This is a genomic window from Moritella sp. (assembly GCF_013215705.1).
Lineage (GTDB): Bacteria > Pseudomonadota > Gammaproteobacteria > Enterobacterales > Moritellaceae > Moritella.
In genome coordinates this window covers 18,601-37,803 of sequence record NZ_JABSQR010000004.1, presented here as the reverse complement: position 1 = coordinate 37,803, position 19,203 = coordinate 18,601, and the positions used below count along the sequence as shown (strand labels likewise).

General features: G+C 39.9%; 13 protein-coding genes. 5 read left to right on the top strand and 8 right to left on the bottom strand.

The features are described from left to right. The first annotated feature begins 32 nt into the window (after positions 1–32). The 5 genes from apt to pbpC all read left to right on the top strand — a co-directional run bounded on the left by apt (position 33) and on the right by pbpC (position 11,366). Complete coding sequence (gene apt / locus HRT96_RS00530) at positions 33–578, top strand: adenine phosphoribosyltransferase (protein ID WP_293141105.1); 546 nt, start codon at positions 33–35, stop codon at positions 576–578. A gap of 114 nt (positions 579–692) precedes the next feature. Continuing rightward, a complete protein-coding gene (gene dnaX, locus HRT96_RS00525; protein WP_293150703.1) occupies positions 693–3,263 on the top strand; it encodes a DNA polymerase III subunit gamma/tau in 2,571 nt (856 codons plus the stop codon). A gap of 117 nt (positions 3,264–3,380) precedes the next feature. Then, positions 3,381–3,710: a YbaB/EbfC family nucleoid-associated protein gene (locus HRT96_RS00520; RefSeq protein WP_006031819.1), complete on the top strand. Its 330-nt coding sequence runs from the start codon at positions 3,381–3,383 to the stop codon at positions 3,708–3,710. Positions 3,711–4,087: 377 nt separating this feature from the next. Continuing rightward, positions 4,088–8,986 (top strand): alpha-2-macroglobulin, encoded by a 4,899-nt coding sequence (locus HRT96_RS00515; protein WP_293150701.1) that lies wholly within the window; start codon positions 4,088–4,090, stop codon positions 8,984–8,986. A 4-nt stretch (positions 8,987–8,990) separates the two neighbouring features. Then, complete coding sequence (gene pbpC, locus HRT96_RS00510) at positions 8,991–11,366, top strand: penicillin-binding protein 1C (RefSeq protein WP_293150698.1); 2,376 nt, start codon at positions 8,991–8,993, stop codon at positions 11,364–11,366. Between the two features lie 236 nt (positions 11,367–11,602). Here the strand turns inward: pbpC and HRT96_RS00505 are convergent, their stop codons facing one another. The 8 genes from HRT96_RS00505 to HRT96_RS00470 form a co-directional block, all read right to left on the bottom strand. Then, entirely contained in the window at positions 11,603–12,148 is a 546-nt protein-coding gene (locus HRT96_RS00505; protein WP_293150695.1) for a helix-turn-helix domain-containing protein, read from the bottom strand. A 1,157-nt stretch (positions 12,149–13,305) separates the two neighbouring features. Then, on the bottom strand, positions 13,306–14,076 hold the full coding sequence (locus HRT96_RS00500; protein WP_293150692.1) for a methyltransferase domain-containing protein: 771 nt from the start codon (positions 14,074–14,076) through the stop codon (positions 13,306–13,308). 138 nt (positions 14,077–14,214) lie between these two features. Beyond that, positions 14,215–14,997, bottom strand: coding sequence for a queuosine precursor transporter (locus HRT96_RS00495; RefSeq protein WP_293150689.1), 783 nt, complete (start codon positions 14,995–14,997; stop codon positions 14,215–14,217). Positions 14,998–15,374: 377 nt separating this feature from the next. Beyond that, complete coding sequence (locus HRT96_RS00490; RefSeq protein WP_293150686.1) at positions 15,375–16,268, bottom strand: hypothetical protein; 894 nt, start codon at positions 16,266–16,268, stop codon at positions 15,375–15,377. A gap of 11 nt (positions 16,269–16,279) precedes the next feature. Then, positions 16,280–17,041, bottom strand: coding sequence for a hypothetical protein (locus HRT96_RS00485; RefSeq protein ID WP_293137406.1), 762 nt, complete (start codon positions 17,039–17,041; stop codon positions 16,280–16,282). Next, the gene (locus HRT96_RS00480) at positions 17,041–17,532 is read right to left on the bottom strand and encodes a hypothetical protein (protein WP_293150683.1); all 492 of its coding nucleotides are present in this window, start codon (positions 17,530–17,532) and stop codon (positions 17,041–17,043) included. Before HRT96_RS00480 ends, HRT96_RS00485 begins: the two co-directional genes overlap by 1 nt. A 13-nt stretch (positions 17,533–17,545) precedes the next feature. Further along, the gene (locus HRT96_RS00475) at positions 17,546–17,836 is read right to left on the bottom strand and encodes a J domain-containing protein (RefSeq protein WP_293150680.1); all 291 of its coding nucleotides are present in this window, start codon (positions 17,834–17,836) and stop codon (positions 17,546–17,548) included. A gap of 244 nt (positions 17,837–18,080) precedes the next feature. Continuing rightward, entirely contained in the window at positions 18,081–19,169 is a 1,089-nt protein-coding gene (locus HRT96_RS00470) for a glycerol dehydrogenase (protein ID WP_293150677.1), read from the bottom strand. Between the last annotated feature and the right edge of the window lie 34 nt (positions 19,170–19,203).

Sequence of the window (19,203 nt, the reverse complement as noted above, 5' to 3'; positions counted from 1 at the left end):
ACATATAGCTCATCAAATTAACAGGTTGAAACATGAACCAAGAAACACTCGGGTTTATTAAAAACAGTATTAAATCAATTCCAGATTACCCGAAAGCAGGTATCATCTTCCGCGACGTTACAAGTCTTGTTGAAAATGGTCCAGCATTCGCTGCAACTATCGACTTACTTGCCGAGCGTTTTAAAGATGCTGGTTTTACCAAGATTGCTGGTACTGAAGCGCGTGGCTTCATTTTTGGTGCGCCGCTTGCTAAAGCGCTAGGTTTAGGCTTTATTTTAGTGCGTAAGCCAAACAAATTACCGCGTAAAACAATCGAGCAAAGCTACCAACTTGAATACGGTACCGATATATTACAGATCCACGTTGATGCTGTAGACGCTGGCGATAAAGTACTTATTGTTGATGATTTATTAGCGACGGGTGGCACTGTTGCTGCGACTGTATCTTTAATTCGTCAGCTTGGCGGTATTGTTGAAGAGGCTGCATTTGTTATCTCATTACCTGATTTGGGTGGTGAAGCTGTATTAAATAATCTTAATGTTAATATTACCAAATTAGTTGATTTTGAAGGCGAATAGTCCGCTACAATGTTAACCATCGTAATAAATATGATTAGCTGGTGGCCGACTGCCCGCTATTTTCAGTCCCGAGCATATTAGTGCTTATCAATATTAAGTAATCATTGAACTGTTATGAGTTATCAAGTTTTAGCGCGTAAATGGCGCCCGCATAATTTTCAGCAAGTTGTTGGTCAACAACATGTGCTGACCGCTTTAGTTAATGCGCTAGAGCAAGACCGCTTACACCATGCTTATTTACTTAGTGGTACGCGTGGTGTTGGTAAAACGACTATCGCCCGTATTTTCGCCAAAAGCTTAAACTGTGAGAAAGGCATCACCAGTACACCTTGCGGTGAATGTTCAACCTGTGTTGAGATTGACCAAGGCTGTTATGTGGATCTGCTTGAAATTGATGCGGCTTCACGTACCAAGGTAGAAGATACCCGTGAGCTACTTGATAATGTGCAATATAAGCCTGCTCGTGGCCGTTTTAAGGTGTACTTAATCGATGAAGTACACATGCTTTCTAAGCACAGTTTCAATGCGTTATTAAAAACGTTAGAAGAGCCCCCTGAATATGTGAAGTTCTTGCTAGCGACAACCGATCCACAAAAACTGCCGATTACGATCTTATCGCGTTGTTTGCAGTTTCATTTGAAATGCCTAACGACTGAGCAGATCTCTCAGCAGTTAGTGCATATTTTATCGCGGGAACATTGCCAGTATGAATTATCAGCATTAAATTCAATCGCTAAAGCGGCTGATGGTAGTATGCGTGATGCGTTGAGTTTGACCGACCAAGCGTTATCACATGGTTCTGGTGAAGTCTTATACCAGACAGTGCTAGATATGCTGGGCACGTTAGATCACAGCCATATGCTGCAGTTACTGCGCTTAATTGTCAGTGGCGATGCTAACAAGTGTATGGCTAAAATTGCTGAAATCAGCTCGTTAGGGCCTGACTTTGACCAACTTCACGTGGAGTTAGCAAGCTTGTTACACCGCATTGCCATGGCGCAAATTTTGCCGTCGTCAGTGGTTGATACTGAACATGCCGATAAAGTGAAAGCCTTGTGCGATGATATGTCGCCAGAAGATGTACAGTTATATTATCAAATCACCTTAACAGGTCGTAAAGAACTGCCATTAGCTCCTGATCCACGTAGTGCGTTAGAAATGACTATATTACGTATGTTAGCGTTCCGTCCACAAGGGCGTTTACAAGCACCAGAGAGAGATGTAACGCCAGCCCCTGTCGCAATCGCGCCTGCTGTGACTGAAACGATAATAGCAGCGCCGATTGAGCAAACCGTGGTTTCTCAAGCTCCAGTGCAAGCTACAACGCCAGTTGCTGCTCCAGTTCCGGCTCAGATACAACAGCAAGCACCTCAGCAAGTACAGCAACCTGTACCAGAATCAATGCCGCAACCAGTAGCACCAGCTGCAGAGCCGCGTGATGAAGCTGTTACGAATTTAAACCTAGAGCAAAACGAGCTATTACAAGCAGCGCAAGCGATGGGGCATGTTGAGCCGCAAAGTGTGGAACAACAAATCGCTGACCCACAGAGCGTTGAGCCGCAAAACTATGCTGCTCCGCAAATTGAGTCACCAAGTGTAGCGCCACTGGATTATGCTGCGCCTGTGCCGATGAATACGGCACTGACACAAGCTGCGCCAATTCAGCATGAACAAGTAAGCACTGCGCCGCAGCAACAGCCGCAACAACAGAGTCAAGTACCTGCGCAAGCACCGGTAGCGGAAAACAGTGTTGACCAAGGACGTAAAACCCGTAATTTTTTACGCAGTCGTTTAGGTACAACTGCAAAAAAGTCGACAGCGGCGAAGAGTGAACAGGCTCCATCGTCGTATGTACCGCCGAAAAAAGCGGTAGCACCTGTTATACAGCATACACCCACTATGCAGAGTCGTTTTAACGCACCTGCAAGTCAACCTATGCAGCAACAAGCACAGCAACAAGCACAGCAACAGTCTGCACCGGCATGGCAAGAGTTACCACCGCTTGACTCCTATCAGGACCAAGGCGGTTATCAAAATAATCACCAAGATCAAGGACAGTACCAAGACCAAGGCAACTTTCAAGGTCAAGGCAATTATCAAGACCAAGATCAGGGGCAGGGTGGTTATCATAACCAAATGCCAGAGCCTAGTGCTTATCCCGCGCAAGGCTTTGCTGAGCCAGCGATTCGTCAAATCGACCGCTTTAGTCAGGTTAAGGTTGATATTAATGATTTGTCACCGGCTTTTCAGGCGCAGAAGTCAGGTAAATCAACGGCAACTGCACCGTTAGACAATAAGCTACGTGATGAGAATGATCCGTGGTGTTGTTACATTAATCAGATGAGTTTAGGTGGTCGTGTACGTCAATTGGCGCTGCACAGTGTGATGGAGCAGGAACCTGGTCGTATTACTTTGACCATGAATCCAGACCAACGCTATTTTGCCAATGACAAGTCGCGTCAGCAGTTAAGTGACGCGCTGCAGCAAGTATTATCAGAGCCCGTTGAGCTAGTGATTAACTTTGGTGAAAACCAAAATAAATCAACGCCAGCGCAACTTGAAGAAATAATTTATCAACAACGCTTAGCGAATGCGACTAAAAACTTGTATGATGATAAGTATATTCAGTTCTTTATGAACCGTCTCGGCGCTGTTATTGATGATAGTTCAATTGTGCTGTCATAACGAGTTAGCAACCTTGAAATTTTTTCAATGATACCCATATAGTATGGATATTCAATGCGAAGCAATCGGTATTTATTTATTGTTGTTCGCAACAGTCAGATATAAAGAGAGTTTAATATGTTCGGTAAAGGCGGAATGGGTCAGCTAATGAAGCAGGCTCAACAAATGCAAGACAAAATGGCTAAAGTACAAGAAGAACTAGCTAACATGGAAGTAGTTGGCGAATCTGGTGCAGGCATGGTTAAAATCACTATGACTGGTAGCCATAACGTACGTCGTGTGCAAATTGATCCAGAATTGATGGAAGACGATAAAGAAATGTTAGAAGATCTTATCGCTGCAGCAATCAACGATGCTGCTCGCCGTGTTGAAGAAGAAAACAAATCAAAAATGGCTGACGCTACTGGCGGTATGAAATTACCACCAGGTATGAAAATGCCGTTCTAATTCTTTTATTAGAAAATAGTTAAACGATATTTAATATCTGTTACTTAGCGCCAGTTTTACTTTCATAGTGTAGCTGGGGTTAAGTTGTCCCCCCGTTTTGTGACTTGTTTACTGCTACTATCCGCACCCTGTTCTGATATTCACTCCCTATAAAAATTCCGGCGTATTCCCCAATCGGCATACCGAGTTGTTTCGTTAACCAGGTAGACTCAGCGTCGACCATTAATTTGATGTGTTCTGAATTTGAGGTTTTAGACGTCGATAAAATTAATGTTAATTTGTGATTATTATTATAAACTTAACCTCGTTGTTCGACGAACCAGATAATGTACTCTTTCTGAACGAGCTATTTCTAACGTTGTAAAGTAAGGTTATCAATGAAAGTAATTAATAGATTTTGTATCATAACGATCTTTTTAGGGCTGTTATTCGGTTGTGACAATAATAGTGAAAGTAACTCAAATAATATTCCAGCTGCACTTGAGTCGACGTTGAACACTTCCACTTCAGCTAAAGAAATTGATTATTCATCGGTTCAACTAAAATTATTAGATGTGTCTGAACGAGAAGTTGGAAAAAGTAATGCGATTGTTTTTTTGTTTAACGCTCCGATTGAAGCTAATCAAAATTTTTCTAATTATATTGAAATCACACCACCGCTAGTTAGCCCTGTGTTAAGCGCAGATGGCAGACAATTGCAATATAACGGGATTTATCCTGAAACAAAATATCAAATCAACGTTATCGCAGGCTTAAAAGCCGAGCATGGCAGCCAACTAAGAGACGTTTATCAGAAAACCGTTAATACACGCGCAATGGCGCCTTTGATTAGTTTTAAATCACAGCAGGGCGCAATTTTAGTACCGGGACATACCGATGATTTAGGCATATATTCGGTGAATGTGCCTGAAGTTGATCTTAATATTTATCGTGTTAAATTGAACGAGTTAGCCAATTTCTTGCAACAGTATAAACAAATCGCAAGTAGTGGTGCTTATTATTACCATAACGATAATCGCGCTAAGATGGTTGAGCACCTCTATACAGCGCGTGTTAAAACAGCAGGTAAAGCCAATCAGCGGCAGGTGACCTCTTTCTCCATTGCGGATAAAGATTGGGCAAATGAGAGCGGGGTTTATTTTGCCACTTTGGGTAAACCTGGAGTGTTTGAGTTTGATGCCGCCACATGGTTCTCGGTCTCTTCGATAGGTTTACAAATACGCCAATTCCCTAAAGAAATGCATATTATTACCCAAGACATAAAAACAGGTGCACCACTGAAAGGGATCGAGGTGGCTCTACTGGATGGAAAATCGCAACGTTATGCTGTTCAAACAACTAATCAGCAAGGCGTCGTCAACGTAAAAAATATCAAAAACTTATCGTTAATTGTAGCTCGTAAAGGCAAAGAGGTCACAGTACTACCTTATAAAAATCCGCGCTTTGATCTAACCGATTTTAATGTCGGGGACTTACCCTTCAGGGATAATCAGTTATTTGTTTATTCTGAGCGTGATATTTACCGACCCGGTGAAACACTTACGCTGAGTATATTGCGTCGAGATGCTGATGGGCAGGTAGATGGTTCGCAGGTAAGTGTTGAGTTGTATAAACCCGATGGGAGTAAATACAAATCTATCTGGCTGAAAGCAACGGATAGTAAAAATGGTTATTACCAATACAGTGTCAATTTGCCAAAATCGACCCCTTTAGGTAACTGGCAAGCAAAAGTAACAACCAGAGCGGATAACAATTATCAAGCTCGTTTTCATTTTAAAGTAGAAGAGTTTTTACCTGAACGTCTGCGTTTAACCTTAGGTGAAGCAGATAAGTTACAAAAGTTTAGTCCTAAGCAAGGACTAAACGTGCTGGTATTAGGTGAGTATTTATACGGGGCACCCGCTGCTGGTAACCGCCTTGAAACACGTGGCAACACTTCAGCGTGGACACAGCCCTTTGAACAGTGGCCTGATTATTATATTGGCGACAGTAATGGTGCCAAAAAAGTCGATTTTGCATTAGCGGATACCATGCTTGATGACACTGGTAAACATAGCAGTATAGTGAAACAACCTTGGGAAAACTGGAATATACCGACGAAAGTACGCCTACATTATAGCTTGTTTGAAAGTGGTGGGCGTGCCATAAACCGTTTTTACGATAGTCTACTTTGGCCAAAAAAGAGTTTTATAGCGGTAAAACCAGGGTTTGAAAATGCTCAGTCTACGAGCAATAGTTCGATTCAATTTAATTTATTGAAACTAGATAAAAATGCCAGCCCGATTACACAAGGTGAAGTGAAAACGGAACTAATACGTGAAGAGAAACGTTATTTTTGGACTTACAACAATAATAATGGCTGGCACTATGAGCGTATTGAAAAAGAGTATGTGGTTGATAGTCAGATCCTCAGTTTTGTCGACAAAAAACCATTAACATTGGATCTAAGTGTTGAGTGGGGGGGTTACCGTCTAGAGCTAACGGATCTTGAAACAAGTGGTAAAACCATTTATCACTTTCGAGCGGGTGAGGCTTGGTATAATGATTGGCAAAACAACAGCAAAACCATTCGACCTGATCGGGTTAATTTAGCGTTAGATAAAGAGAGTTATTTACCCGGTGAAACCTTGCTTTTACGTATTGCCGCTCCTTATGCTGGTAATGCATTAATCACCATTGAAACAGACTCGGTATTATTTCAGCAGCAGGTTGAGGTTGGCGATGGCGAATCTGAGGTGAAACTAACCGTGCCTAAAGGCTTGGTGCGTCATGATGCATACATCACCGCATTTGTTATTGCCCCTTCTAAAACACACAGTGAGTCTGTGTCAAAACGTAGTTTTGGTATTATTCATTTACCCCTTACCCGTACAGAACGTCATATTGATCTCAAACTGGATGTACCAGAGCGTTGGGCGCCTAATCAACAAGTTATTGTTAAAGTACGAGCAAACGATGCTACTGGTAATCCTGTATCTGGTCACGCCAAAGTAACATTAGCTGCTGTTGATTCAGGGGTATTAAACGTGACGGGATATAAAGTAGCAGACCCATATAGCTTTTTCTACGGTCAGCGCAAATACCAAGGTGTTATCACCGATATGTACGATCAAGTGATGACGCCACTGTTAGCCGATAAAGCAAGTCTTCGTTGGGGCGGTGATGCGGCATTAACCCGAGGGGGAGAAAAATCGAAAAACGAAGCGAAAATAGTGAGTTTATTTAGTGGTCTTGTATCGTTAAAAGATGGGGTGGCAGAAATACCATTACAATTACCAGTATTTGATGGCGAGTTAAATTTAACTGTAGTCGCTTTTGATAACGCACAGTTTGCAAAAGTTGAAACAACTGTAAAAGTCACGTCACCGGTAGTATTACAAGTGGCTTTGCCTAAATTTATGGCAACCGGTGATCGTAGTGAAATAGTGTTGGATGTCAGTAACGTGACCGCACTGTTACTACAAGGTGAATTTTCTTTAAATGTAGCGGGTCAACTCGCTAGCCAAAATAACAAAAGATCGCTGACTCTCGAGCCAAATCAAAAACAGACATTACACTTCACTTTACAAGCACTACAAGATGTAGGTGTTGGAGAGTTGCAAGCTAAATTTGTGATGGCGGATGAGGTTATTGAGCGTCAATGGTCATTACCTGTACGCGCAACACAGGCCGCTGAATTTAATCGTGAAAAAGCCCTGTTGATGCCAGGTGATAATCTGCACTTACCGGCCCAAGCGTTAGCACCATTTATAGATGCTACGCAACAGTTACAACTGTTTGTTGGTTTAAGCCCTAACTTAAATGCCACAGAACATTGGCGTTATTTAACAGCGTACCCTTATGGTTGTTTAGAGCAAACGACCAGTAAATCACGTCCATTTGCAGCAGTGTTAACACAAGATGGTAAGGCGACGAGTATTAATGACGTAAGTGTTGATGATATTAATCAAAAAGCACAAGGTGCGATTGAGCGTTATCGCGAATTGCAACGCGCCGATGGCAGCTTTGGTCTATGGAGTAAAACCTCGAAAGAGGAACATTGGTTAACGGCTTATGCTACTGAGTTTCTTTATAACCTCAAAGATAAAGGCATGGAAGTGCCTGATGCGATGCTCAATAGTGCGACTAAACGTTTAGAAAGTTATGTAACTTCGCGCGCGCGCCATCAAGTTGAAATATGGTCAAGCAACCCACAACATTATGATGTAGCTTACCGCGCTTATGCTGCTTATGTATTAGCCAAGCAAGCCAAGATCACCCTCGGCCCTTTACGAGATATTGCAGAACAAGATCTCCTTAATGCCGAGGGTAAATTACCCGGTGTACACCTTGGTTTAGCGATGCTAATGACTGGCAGTGAAAAGGAGGGCAGCACATTGATCTTGCAAGCATTAAAGAAAAAAAGAAGTAATTCTTATCTTGGGGACTACGGCAGTGAAATACGTGACCAAGCAATGGTGATTGATGCGCTGGTTACTAGTGACTTAGTGAATGAGGAATTAAAACTACATGCATTGCTTATGCTACCTGAGTTAGTATCGGCAATACAGCAACAGCAATGGCTGAGCACCCAAGAACGTAGCGCTATTTTGCTATTGGCGATGACGATACAACAGCAATATAACGAGCAACCGTGGCAGGGTGATTTAACCATTAATAAACAAATAACCACGCTACACAAAAATGGTGTATACCGCCAAGATATAGATATCACTAAAGAACTTCAGGCGACGTTTACTAATACAGGCGACTTACCACTTTATGTTTCGTTTGATTGGATGGGGGTGAAAAAACAAGCTGATTATGACGTTTATAAAGGAATTCGTGTCGAAACTGCACACTTTTTAGTAAACAATAACGAAGCGACCAAATTAGCGGATAGCAATACATTGCACTCAGGGGATTTATTATTAACGCGTATCACATTACGCAGTGATGTACGCGTACCTGATGCATTAGTGGTGAGCTTAATGCCTGCGGGGGTTGAATTAGAAAACCAGAATTTATTAAATAGTCTAAAAATTGCTGAAATTACCATTGACGGTGAGAAAATCGTAATTGCAGCAGATATAGCGCATGAAGAGTTTAGAGACGACCGTTATGTCGCTGCGGTTGATTTACCGGAACAACGTGTACAAACTCTCTATGTATTATCGCGTGCGGTAAATCCGGGAAGTTATGTGTTCCCTGCCGTGCAAGTGGAGTCCATGTACAAGCCGTCTGTGCGTGGTGTCGGGGGCAGTATTAAACAAATTAATGTGAAAGAAAAACCTTAATCACATGGCTAATAAATTCAAACGTCGCGGTGTTTACCTACTCCTTAGCGTGCTGTTTGTTGTGGCCAGTTTATGGGTTTTCAACATTATTTACCCACTGGCATTACCTGACCAACAGAAAGAGTTTGCCAGTGTGGTATTGGATGATGAAGGTTATCCACTGAGAGCGTTTGCAGACAAAAAAGGCGTTTGGCGTTATCAAGTTAGCCTTGACGAGGTATCGCCAGAATATCTTGATGCCTTAATTACTTATGAAGACCGCTATTTTTATCTGCATCCTGGTATTAACCCGATTAGTTTTGTGCGGGCTACTTGGCAATATGTTTATCATCAACGTATTGTTTCAGGCGCTTCAACCATTACAATGCAGGTTGCGCGTTTATTACACCCTCATCAGCGTAGTTTATTGGGTAAATTACAACAGGTATTACGCGCGCTACAATTAGAATGGCATCTCAGTAAAGCGCAAATATTAACGATATATATTAACCATGCTCCCTTCGGCGGGACTGTCGAAGGTGTACAAGCCGCTAGCTACCAATATTTACGCAAACCCGCATCACAACTACGCCCTGCAGAAGCTGCGTTATTAACGGTATTACCACAAGCGCCATCGCGTTATCGTCCTGACCGTTATCCACAACGTGCTACTCAAGCCCGTAATAAAGTAATTAAACGCTTGGTTAAATTTGGGCTGTGGAGTGAACAAAAAGCACTTAAAGTGATGCAAGAACCTATCTCAGTATGGAAACCTCAGCAGCCTTTTGTTGCACCATTGTTAGCTAGACGATTGCATCAAAAGCATCCAGAAAAAAAAGTAATAAAGACCCATATCCAGCGTGAATTACAGCAGCGAATTAGTGCTTACGTGCAAGGTTATGCCAGCTTGATCGGGGATGGCGTTTCAATGGCGGTACTGGTGGTTGATAATCATAACCAACATGTCATTAGTTATGTTGGGTCTGCGAGCATGCAAGATGCGAGTCGAGCTGGGCATGTGGATATGGTAAAGGCAATTCGCTCTCCGGGTTCGACGCTAAAACCGCTGTTATTTGGCTTGGCAATTGATCAAAATTTAATTCATTCACAATCGCTATTAGCGGATGTGCCTCGATTAAGTTCTCGTTATCGTCCCCGTAATTTTACCAAAGGATTTGCTGGACCAGTGACGGCGAGCGATGCGTTACAGCGTTCGTTAAACATTCCGTTTGTGCAACTGATTGAAGCCTATGGTGAGCAGTTGTTTGTGAACAAACTTGCACATGTTTTACAGCCGCTCACTATTCCAAAAAACAAAGCGAGTGCCGCTGTGATTTTAGGGGGGGCTGGTATTTCTTTAGAAAGTTTAGTCGGTTTACATTCGAGCTTTGCTAATGGTGGATGGGTTAACCCGTTAGTCTTCGAATCTTTAGCGACGAAATCAAGGGTTAAAGGGCGCCGATTATTAAGTGAAGAGTCAGCTTGGATAACCTGGAAAACGTTAACAGGCGTGACTGCTCCTAAGCAATTTCGCTGGGGCTTATCAAACGAAAAACGGCCATTATTAGCGTGGAAAACCGGTACGAGTTGGGCAAGCCGGGATACCTGGGCAATTGGCAGCACTGCAGAGTATACGATTGGGGTTTGGGTCGGCAGGCCCAGTGGTGAACCACTCAAAGACGCACAAGGTATTAAAACTGCAGCCCCTGCTTTGTTTACTGTACTGGACATGTTAAACGGTCAGCATTTACAGCCTGAACGTCCTTTGGGCGTGATTGATAAAGAGATTTGTTGGCCAGATGGGCGATCAGTTACTTTGGCGAAAGGAGAATGTGATCGACGCTTATTTGCATTAACTAAACAAGGGGTGACGCCACGAACCTTGCAAGTAGAGTCTGGGTTAGCTTTTCATCAAGCGCAACAAACCGTGATATTAGATGCGATTACAAAATTACGTTTATCTAGTGAATGTGGTGCGTTATCGGGTATTCGTCAGAAAGTGACGCTGTGGCCACGCCAAATGGAACCATGGTTATCTTATCGCGAAAAACGTAGTGCGCGTATTCCCAAATATTCTCCCCGTTGTTTAGCTATCCCCAAGCAAGCTGATGCATTAATTATTGGGGGTATTGAAGATCAGCAGCAACTGTATCGTTTAGATCCAGAACCTATTCAACTAATGGTGAATGTTAGTGGCGCTGTAGGAGAGGTGAGTTGGTATTTAAACGGGCAATGGTTATCCACGCAAACAAAATCTCTACGATTAAAATTACCTGAATATTTAAATGGTGATGTAGAGTTGGTTGCGATTGATGTGAATGGCATTACCGGTAGGGTGAAATTTGAAGTAAAAGATTCTTTAATTCGACATACCGTAATTGAATTGGGAGGTGAGTTATAATACACCTCATCAAGCATTGCATTTGGAACATTTAAGTTTGGTGTTATCCGTGGGTATAAAAAAGCGGAAATACCCGATTGGATACCCCGCTTTTATCATTTGTGAATCTTGATAGTTTTTAGCAAACGTTAACGTGCGCAGTGGACCTGAAGTAAAGTACTGACCCAGCTCAACCTTTATGGCCTCGGCTTTTCCCTTTGGGGCTAAGCAGGGGTCAAGTTATCTCGTAATAAGTGTTATTGTTTATATAATTCTTTATTGAAAAATGCATCAACATATCCAATAATTTTAACATCTTCGATATTCTCTTCAGACAGACTTGTCCAATCCGAATTTATTATATTATCCATCCTATGTGATAAAAAGTACTTCTCGTTTTTATATAAAAGATATAATCCATCACTCTTTTTATTGATCGCCAATATGAAATATAATTCATCAGGAAATGCATCAATGCGTGATGAATCAACAATTACATGGTTTTTGTTGATGACTACATGTCTTAATTTAATGAAACTTTTGCCTTTAACTAACTCTCCATCTTGAAGTTCGTGTAAATACACTATCTCTCCTTCGATTTCGCCTTCTCCGTTTAATAGCCAAAGTTCGGATATACCTAAATACCTTGCTATGATAGGTAGATCTTTACGTGGTGCTTGTACGCGGCCTGTTGTCATACTTGATATACGCCCTCTAGATATATCAAGATCCCTAGACATCATCGCCGCAGTAATACCACGTATTTCCATTGATTGCTTAAGTCTTTCACTAAATAAATTCATTTTATATCAATACCTTAAAAACAATAAAGTCTATTTATAATACTACCAAAGAGACAGTGTAATAACACCCAATAAATTGGGTTTATTATTGAGACTCTTATTGTTTAATTAATAGAGCCTGACAGTACCAGAAAATAAGTACTTAGACTGAAAGTTATATAAAGATAACATTAAAAGCAAATTCAACCTGAAAAATCGGTTGTGGCGTTATCATTATGTGGTAACGAACCAATAAATAGCAAACTGAATGAAAGGTCCAATTCGCTCAAGTATTGACTTTAATATAGGTTATTAAGCTAACTAAGCTGTTTAGTGGTTATCTTTTATCAATAGTTAATAAATCATGCTTCATCAGTTTTGTCCTATTTATGATACAAATAAATTTACTATCTTAGATCCGTGTCGCAAATATTTAGTCGTTTATGTTAGCTAGACCTTTATGTCCGATTGTTATATTTTTTAAGCTAACAAATTCAATATCTTACTTGATCTTGGCTATTTTGTTGTGTTAAGTTTGCATTATAGGCTTGGTTCTTACACTTAATAGGTATTTTGTTTTGTTTTGATGACATTTACGTTAGCAATTTAGAACTTAATTATACAGGTATGAATATGATTAATGATCTATCTATAGTCAGCGTTGAAGTTAAGTTGATACCAACGGCACACTTTTTTGGTCATGTGTTTAAATGTAGTGATGAAAGTATTATAACGGCCATATTGGACGCTGTGATAATACAAGAACTGAGATTATGATGGCTACCACATTGGCTATACTATTTATTGTTATTATTCTCAGGCTGATTTTCAAGAATTCTCAGTTAGAAAGGATCCGTATCATAGCTGGATTCAACAAAATTGATTATGCAATATCGAGTAATATTGAAGTATTATTTATTTTTCTTATATTTGGCTTGCGTCGTATATTAGTTGGTAAAAGTAAGCTAAGCAATAAATCTAATTCTGACTTATCAAAATGGGGTACAAGTATGTTTTTTCATTGCTTGTTATTTTGTGCTTTACAGTTATTATTGGTGTTCTATTTGTTTAAATAAACATGATGAAAGAGAGTTTAAATATATTTAAAATAAAACTATATTTATGGAGACTGAAAACCATGCATAATAATACTATTAATGTTGCTAGATAATCCTAAATTAATTGCATAAGAGTAGCATTCGGTGCAAGGATAATGTTCTAACATTATTGTTACTAATTAAATATTTGAATTTTTTAAGAAATTCAGTTTGAAAATCGGTAGGGACGTCTATGTTAAAGTTATCATTTAATGTGTAGACTTTGACTGCACCAGATTTAAATATTTTAAATAATTCTTCACTCGTCACATTATAAGTAAAACTGTGAGATTTAATTGTGGTTGGCGTTAACCCTGAGTGAAGTAGTAAGTCTTTAAATTGTGTTTCTGTCTCCAAATGTAAACAAGGAAAGTTGAAGTTTTTATATAAATTGGGGAAGTACATCTCAAAAACTTGATCTACAAGTATTATTATTTCTTCACACCATAAATCCCTATAAGGTGTTTGAATTGCGACAACGCCATTGGAAGCAAGTAAATCAGCAATCCTGCTTAATGCAGTATCATGTCGTTCCCACCACTGAAAAGATGAATTAGAAAAAATTAAATCATAGTTATGTTCGGACGTGAAATCCTCAATTTTTTTACATATAAAATTGAAATTTGATGATGGGTAATTATTATTTGCAATATGAATCATTTTTTCTGATGGATCGATCGCATCAATGATGGCGTTAGGATATTTTAAACTTAATTTATGAGTCACATTGCCACTGCCACAGCCGATATCTAGAATTCGTTTTGGCTGAGGGTGAGCTATCATATTAATTAGATAATTCGCTGCATCTTGCTGAACAATATTATTGATTGAGTATTCTGTTTCATATTCCATGTTGACACCTAAACTAATGAAATAATATTTCATCAGTATATTTTATTGTTTTATATTTACCATTTAGATTAAAAACCTTGTTGGACTACTTTGTTAAAGAACTGTCCATCAAGGTTTTAATAGTTATTTTAGCCGATGTTAAAGGTCAAGAGGTCTATATTGTCTATACAATAAAACGATTAAATATGTAACTGGGATAAGGGCAATTGAATAGCCAACTTTGAACATGTAGTTATCTGAAATACGAGACAATAGTGCAACATTAACACTCGTACCAAAAAATATAGTGATCCAGAGAATAGTATATGCAATCTGACCTATCGCTGTTGATAATATACAGCGTAAGTAGAGTGCAGAAAAAGACAGCTTAGCCTTAAAGTAACTAAAAAATTTATTATTTAATTGGTCTGCAATAATAATACATAATGCATTAATTAAGTATAAGCGCGGTAATTTTCCAAACACTTCTTGGTATGCGCCTGAAATATCAAAAACAGACAAACTTATATATGTTAGCAACGCTGCAAGAAGCATGATAGATGATGCGATGATACATAGTTTTCGAGCATATCTGTATCCAAATAGCTCATTTACCGAATCAATAATAATGAATGTTAATGGAAAAATTAAAATTCCAGCTGGCTGTACTGTATTGAAGATAGTCACTGGAGCTGGTGACATTGGTATAGCTAGGAGTAAAAAAGTTATAAACAGTGTAAAAAGTACAGATAAGAACGTTTGATTATATTCATGAGATTCTGTATATCCTGCGGCAATGCGTATTTTATCTCGATCTTCTTTAGTGAATAAATTTAATAAATTTCGTCGTATTAATATATGAGCTTTATCTGTTACTAACATTCCCTGATCTGAAGTGTAACTTATATCATCGCTATTTATGGTATTAATTTTTAATTTCATGGCGCACATCATTCCTTTTAAACGCGTCAAAATATCCAATTATGTTACATTTTGGATTGAATCACCGGACCGGTTGCCCAATGATTTTTATTATATAAAGAATACAAAGTAAATAAAATAAATATATCCCTAAATGGTTAAAAAAATACTACCTGCCACATTTATGAGACAGTTGGTCACCTTGTTGTTTTGGATTAAATTCCGTTTTTTAAACTCATAGCTACTGCATTTTGTATATTGCAATATATTATGTATGACGTGAATAGGATATTCATAGGATATGCTAAACGCTATCTGTGGGTATAAAAAAAGCGGGAATACCCGATTGGATATTCCCGCTTTTTATCATTCGTTAATCCTGTGAATCTTTATAGATATCACATTACGATGTAGACTGGCCAACCTAACAAACCTGTTAGCCCTTCTTTATATTCAAATCGTTCTAATCGCTCTGGACTCGCATCTTGGAAGCGCAGTTCACGATAGTTTTTAGCAAACGTTAATGTGCGCAATAAACCAGCGGTAAAATATTTACCCAGTTCAAGCTTTATGATCTCGGCAAGTTGTGATGGCAACTCGGACAATGTTAGCTTAATTTGTTGGTCTATATGCTCAATCGAGAACCAGACGTCTTCAAGTTCAATTTTAGCTACGCGTTGCTTAAGATCCGGTCTTACTTTAACGGGACCAAAAAATAGACGGTACAGTACGATTTCTGCAAACACGCTTTCGAGGCTTAAACAATCTAAAGGATCGTAGCTTGTTTGCGCGTAAAACTGCTTTAACAAACCGACAATAGACTCTTCACGATTAAAGTCTAACAGCGCGTCTTGATAGCTCTGCCAGCCTTGCCATTCATCAGCATCACTCGGTGTTGATATTTTATCGAGTAGCATAGGATCTATATCGCCATATACTGATTTACCGTTTAGCTTATACTTGCTTACACGACTCAGCATGCTCCAACCTTTCTGGAACGATTTTACAATGCCGTTTGGTGCTACAATCAGTTTAAGTGCTTGAGTTAGGTCATGATTACTGAGCGACATCAATCCCAAGCTCACTACCCCGATCACATCGAAAGCCGCATTTTCTAGCAGATGCATTTTATGTTTATTATAAAATTTATCTGCCAGCTTAAGGCTCATCAATACAGCCTTGCTTTTGATTTCGGCAAGTTGTGCTTCATCTAATAGCGCTTCTGATTGCGCATAATCTAATACTTTAGTTAAAAAAGGACCTTGATTGCTGTCTCTTAGTACAATTTGCATTAATGGAGTCCTTAATCAAGAAAACTAAACATGTCATCAACTTCAGCGTATTCATCATTTACTTCGTTTTTCTCTTTTGCTTGAAGTACTAATTCATTGACGAAACTGTCGATGATAGCCACCCAGCTTGAGTTTTCGCTACGCAGTAAATTCTTAATTGATTTTTCAACATCTGGGGCCAGTTCACGGATCAGGGCTAATAGGCTGCGTGGATCATCAAGGCTCAAGCTGTGCGCCTCTTCTTGTTCACTGCGGTCAGTAAAACCAACGGTTTCGCCATCATCTTCATCATCATAGTTATCAGTAATGTGGCTGTGATGATCTGCTTCTACCGCGGGTGCTAATAGGTATTCAATAAATGGGATCGACAGGTAAAAAAGACCCGCTTGATCTTCAGCTATACACTCTAAAATCGCTGTTTGTTTCGCTTCAGTAGATTGAATTCGGATAAGATAAGTTAAAAAATCAAACGTATGTTGAATTAATTCATCCGCGTTGTTCTTAACCTTTTCTTCCCAATATAACGGTTGCTGACAAACAATATCGCGGATCTGCTCAGGGGTCATCAGCTCAGACATGATTGAAGGGCAAGAAATATCATGATGACTGTTAATCTGCGTTAAGGTTACGATATCCATCTGCTCGATCACTTCAATCAAAACGTCATCGGTCATGGTGCTAGCCAATAACTCAAATTTCTTACTGGCCTGTTGCGGTTCTACATCGGCAAGTTGTTTGATTTCGATTACGGCTGTTTCAATTAAGCTATTCATTATTGCTCTTCCTCTTCCTCATCAAATGGGTCGTAATAAGCTTCTTCTTCTTGATCTTCGATGTAGTCATCATCTTGCCCTGTATTTGTCGCGGCTGACTTGTTGTCATTCGCCAATAAGAAGAGGACGATACAGCTCTCTATTAATAAGGTCTCAGAGTAATTTTTTACAGCTAACACAAGTGGTAAGTCGGTCTTATTAAATGCGACAGTGGTTTTAAATTCATCCCACTCAGGCTGAATACCTTCTTTGACCCAATGAGCCCACTTGTTTTTTGCTTCCGCTGGGAATTTAACCTGATCATAAAGCGCAATAGGTAAGTACTCAGGAACAGACTCAAGTAACTTTGGATCAGCTAATAAAACAGCTTTAATTTGGCTCGTAAATTTCGCAAGTGCATCTGGCGTATCGGGATCGTTATAAGATTCGATATTGCTATATGCATTTTCTTTTAATTCATCAATACGTGATAGATCTAGTGCTTTTGTCATGAGTGCTCAGAAATTAATTTATAGAATAAAATTGATCCCACAGCTCGCGCATTGCGGCAGCAGGGTCGGTCACAATAACGTTACTGAAGTTTTTTACAAAATCACGTTTTAGCTTAGGATTTGAAAGTACTTCATAAGCGTGTCTTACTCGTTGCAGCTGAGCTTCAGCATGCACTTTCTCATCGTCTGATGCGCCGAGTAATTTATCAGGGTGAAACCGATTCGATAGACGTTTGTAGGCTTTCTTAATGTCGTCTTCATTTGCGTTCGGCTTGATACCAAGCACACTAAAGTGGTTAATCATAATGTTACCTGTAGCAGATTAGTCTGTGATGTCCAGATATAAACGGTTTAACCCAATATAGTGAATACCCACTGGCTAAAAAAGCGATTAATTTTTAGCGAAACCAATAATTCGGGAGGCCGAAGTTTAACGGCTGAAAGGCGAGAGCACAACACAAAATACGATATTGATGTAATTGCTAAGTATTAGGCATAAAAAAAACCGCTAATGATAGCGGCATTTTTAGTTTAAAACGGGTTATAGGTTATTTACGCGAACCCAGATTGTGTGCGACCAGAATGGCAGACAGTACTGCTGTTGGCGTTACTTCAAACGGCATGTTATGGATTGTTTCGCCTTCAGCACAAGATGCTTCAGCAACTTCCATCAGTTTTTCGCGGTTAAGTTCCTTAACCCCCATGTCATGTAAATTCGTTGGCAAGCCTAGTTCACGACAGAAGTTAATGACGGTGTCGATCTCTTCCATTGCTGCATTTTCCAGTACGAGTTGTACTAGGGTACCGAATGCCACTTTTTCACCATGATACAGGTGGTGACATTCTTCTAACTTAGTCAGACCATTGTGAATCGCGTGAGCGGCAGCAAGACCACTACTTTCAAAACCGATACCACTTAAATAAGTATTCGCTTCGATGATATTCTCAACGGCGGGAGACGATAAGTTATTTTCTACTGCAACTTTCGCTTTCAGACCATTTTCAAGTATGGTTTCATAGCAAAGTTTAGCCAGAGCTTGGGCGGCGAGGGTCGGGGCGCCACCTGCCATAGTCGAGGCTCCAGAAACTGCACAAGCACGTGCTTCGAAATAAGTCGATAACGCATCACCGATACCAGAGACTAATAACCGCGCCGGTGCGCCAGCAATGATCTTGGTGTCCATTAGGACCATATTCGGGTTGGTCGGGATCATAAGGTATTCGCTGAATTCACCTTCAGGGGTGTAAATCACAGCCAACGCACTTGTTGGTGCATCTGTAGACGCGATGGTTGGTACTACTACCACTGGAATGTGTAGATAAAAACCAATTGATTTTGCTGTATCTAATGTTTTACCACCACCGATACCGATGATCACATCTGCTTTAACTTCTTTAGTGATTGCGAGTAATCGTTCAATTTCAGGTCGAGAACATTCACCATTAAATAACTCCATGTTCAACGGCATATCTGCTTGCAAAAAGCTTTCTTTAACAGTTTCGCTGACTAAGTCGGTCACAAAACCATCTGCAATTGCCATTGGATTACCACCGATGGGTTTTACATATTGACCAATACTTGCAAGTATATTTTCGCCTTGTACATATTTACTTGGAGATATAATAATTTTATCCATGATTAATTCCTTTATACATTGATTTTCACATTGA

What these genes read in the sequence shown, in the direction of transcription:
- apt (WP_293141105.1), top strand. Translation starts at nt 33, where the DNA reads ATGAACCAAGAAACACTCGGGTTTATTAAAAACAGTATTAAATCAATT.
- dnaX (WP_293150703.1), top strand. Translation starts at nt 693, where the DNA reads ATGAGTTATCAAGTTTTAGCGCGTAAATGGCGCCCGCATAATTTTCAG.
- HRT96_RS00520 (WP_006031819.1), top strand. Translation starts at nt 3,381, where the DNA reads ATGTTCGGTAAAGGCGGAATGGGTCAGCTAATGAAGCAGGCTCAACAA.
- HRT96_RS00515 (WP_293150701.1), top strand. Translation starts at nt 4,088, where the DNA reads ATGAAAGTAATTAATAGATTTTGTATCATAACGATCTTTTTAGGGCTG.
- pbpC (WP_293150698.1), top strand. Translation starts at nt 8,991, where the DNA reads ATGGCTAATAAATTCAAACGTCGCGGTGTTTACCTACTCCTTAGCGTG.
- HRT96_RS00505 (WP_293150695.1), bottom strand. Translation starts at nt 12,148, where the DNA reads ATGAATTTATTTAGTGAAAGACTTAAGCAATCAATGGAAATACGTGGT.
- HRT96_RS00500 (WP_293150692.1), bottom strand. Translation starts at nt 14,076, where the DNA reads ATGGAATATGAAACAGAATACTCAATCAATAATATTGTTCAGCAAGAT.
- HRT96_RS00495 (WP_293150689.1), bottom strand. Translation starts at nt 14,997, where the DNA reads ATGAAATTAAAAATTAATACCATAAATAGCGATGATATAAGTTACACT.
- HRT96_RS00490 (WP_293150686.1), bottom strand. Translation starts at nt 16,268, where the DNA reads ATGCAAATTGTACTAAGAGACAGCAATCAAGGTCCTTTTTTAACTAAA.
- HRT96_RS00485 (WP_293137406.1), bottom strand. Translation starts at nt 17,041, where the DNA reads ATGAATAGCTTAATTGAAACAGCCGTAATCGAAATCAAACAACTTGCC.
- HRT96_RS00480 (WP_293150683.1), bottom strand. Translation starts at nt 17,532, where the DNA reads ATGACAAAAGCACTAGATCTATCACGTATTGATGAATTAAAAGAAAAT.
- HRT96_RS00475 (WP_293150680.1), bottom strand. Translation starts at nt 17,836, where the DNA reads ATGATTAACCACTTTAGTGTGCTTGGTATCAAGCCGAACGCAAATGAA.
- HRT96_RS00470 (WP_293150677.1), bottom strand. Translation starts at nt 19,169, where the DNA reads ATGGATAAAATTATTATATCTCCAAGTAAATATGTACAAGGCGAAAAT.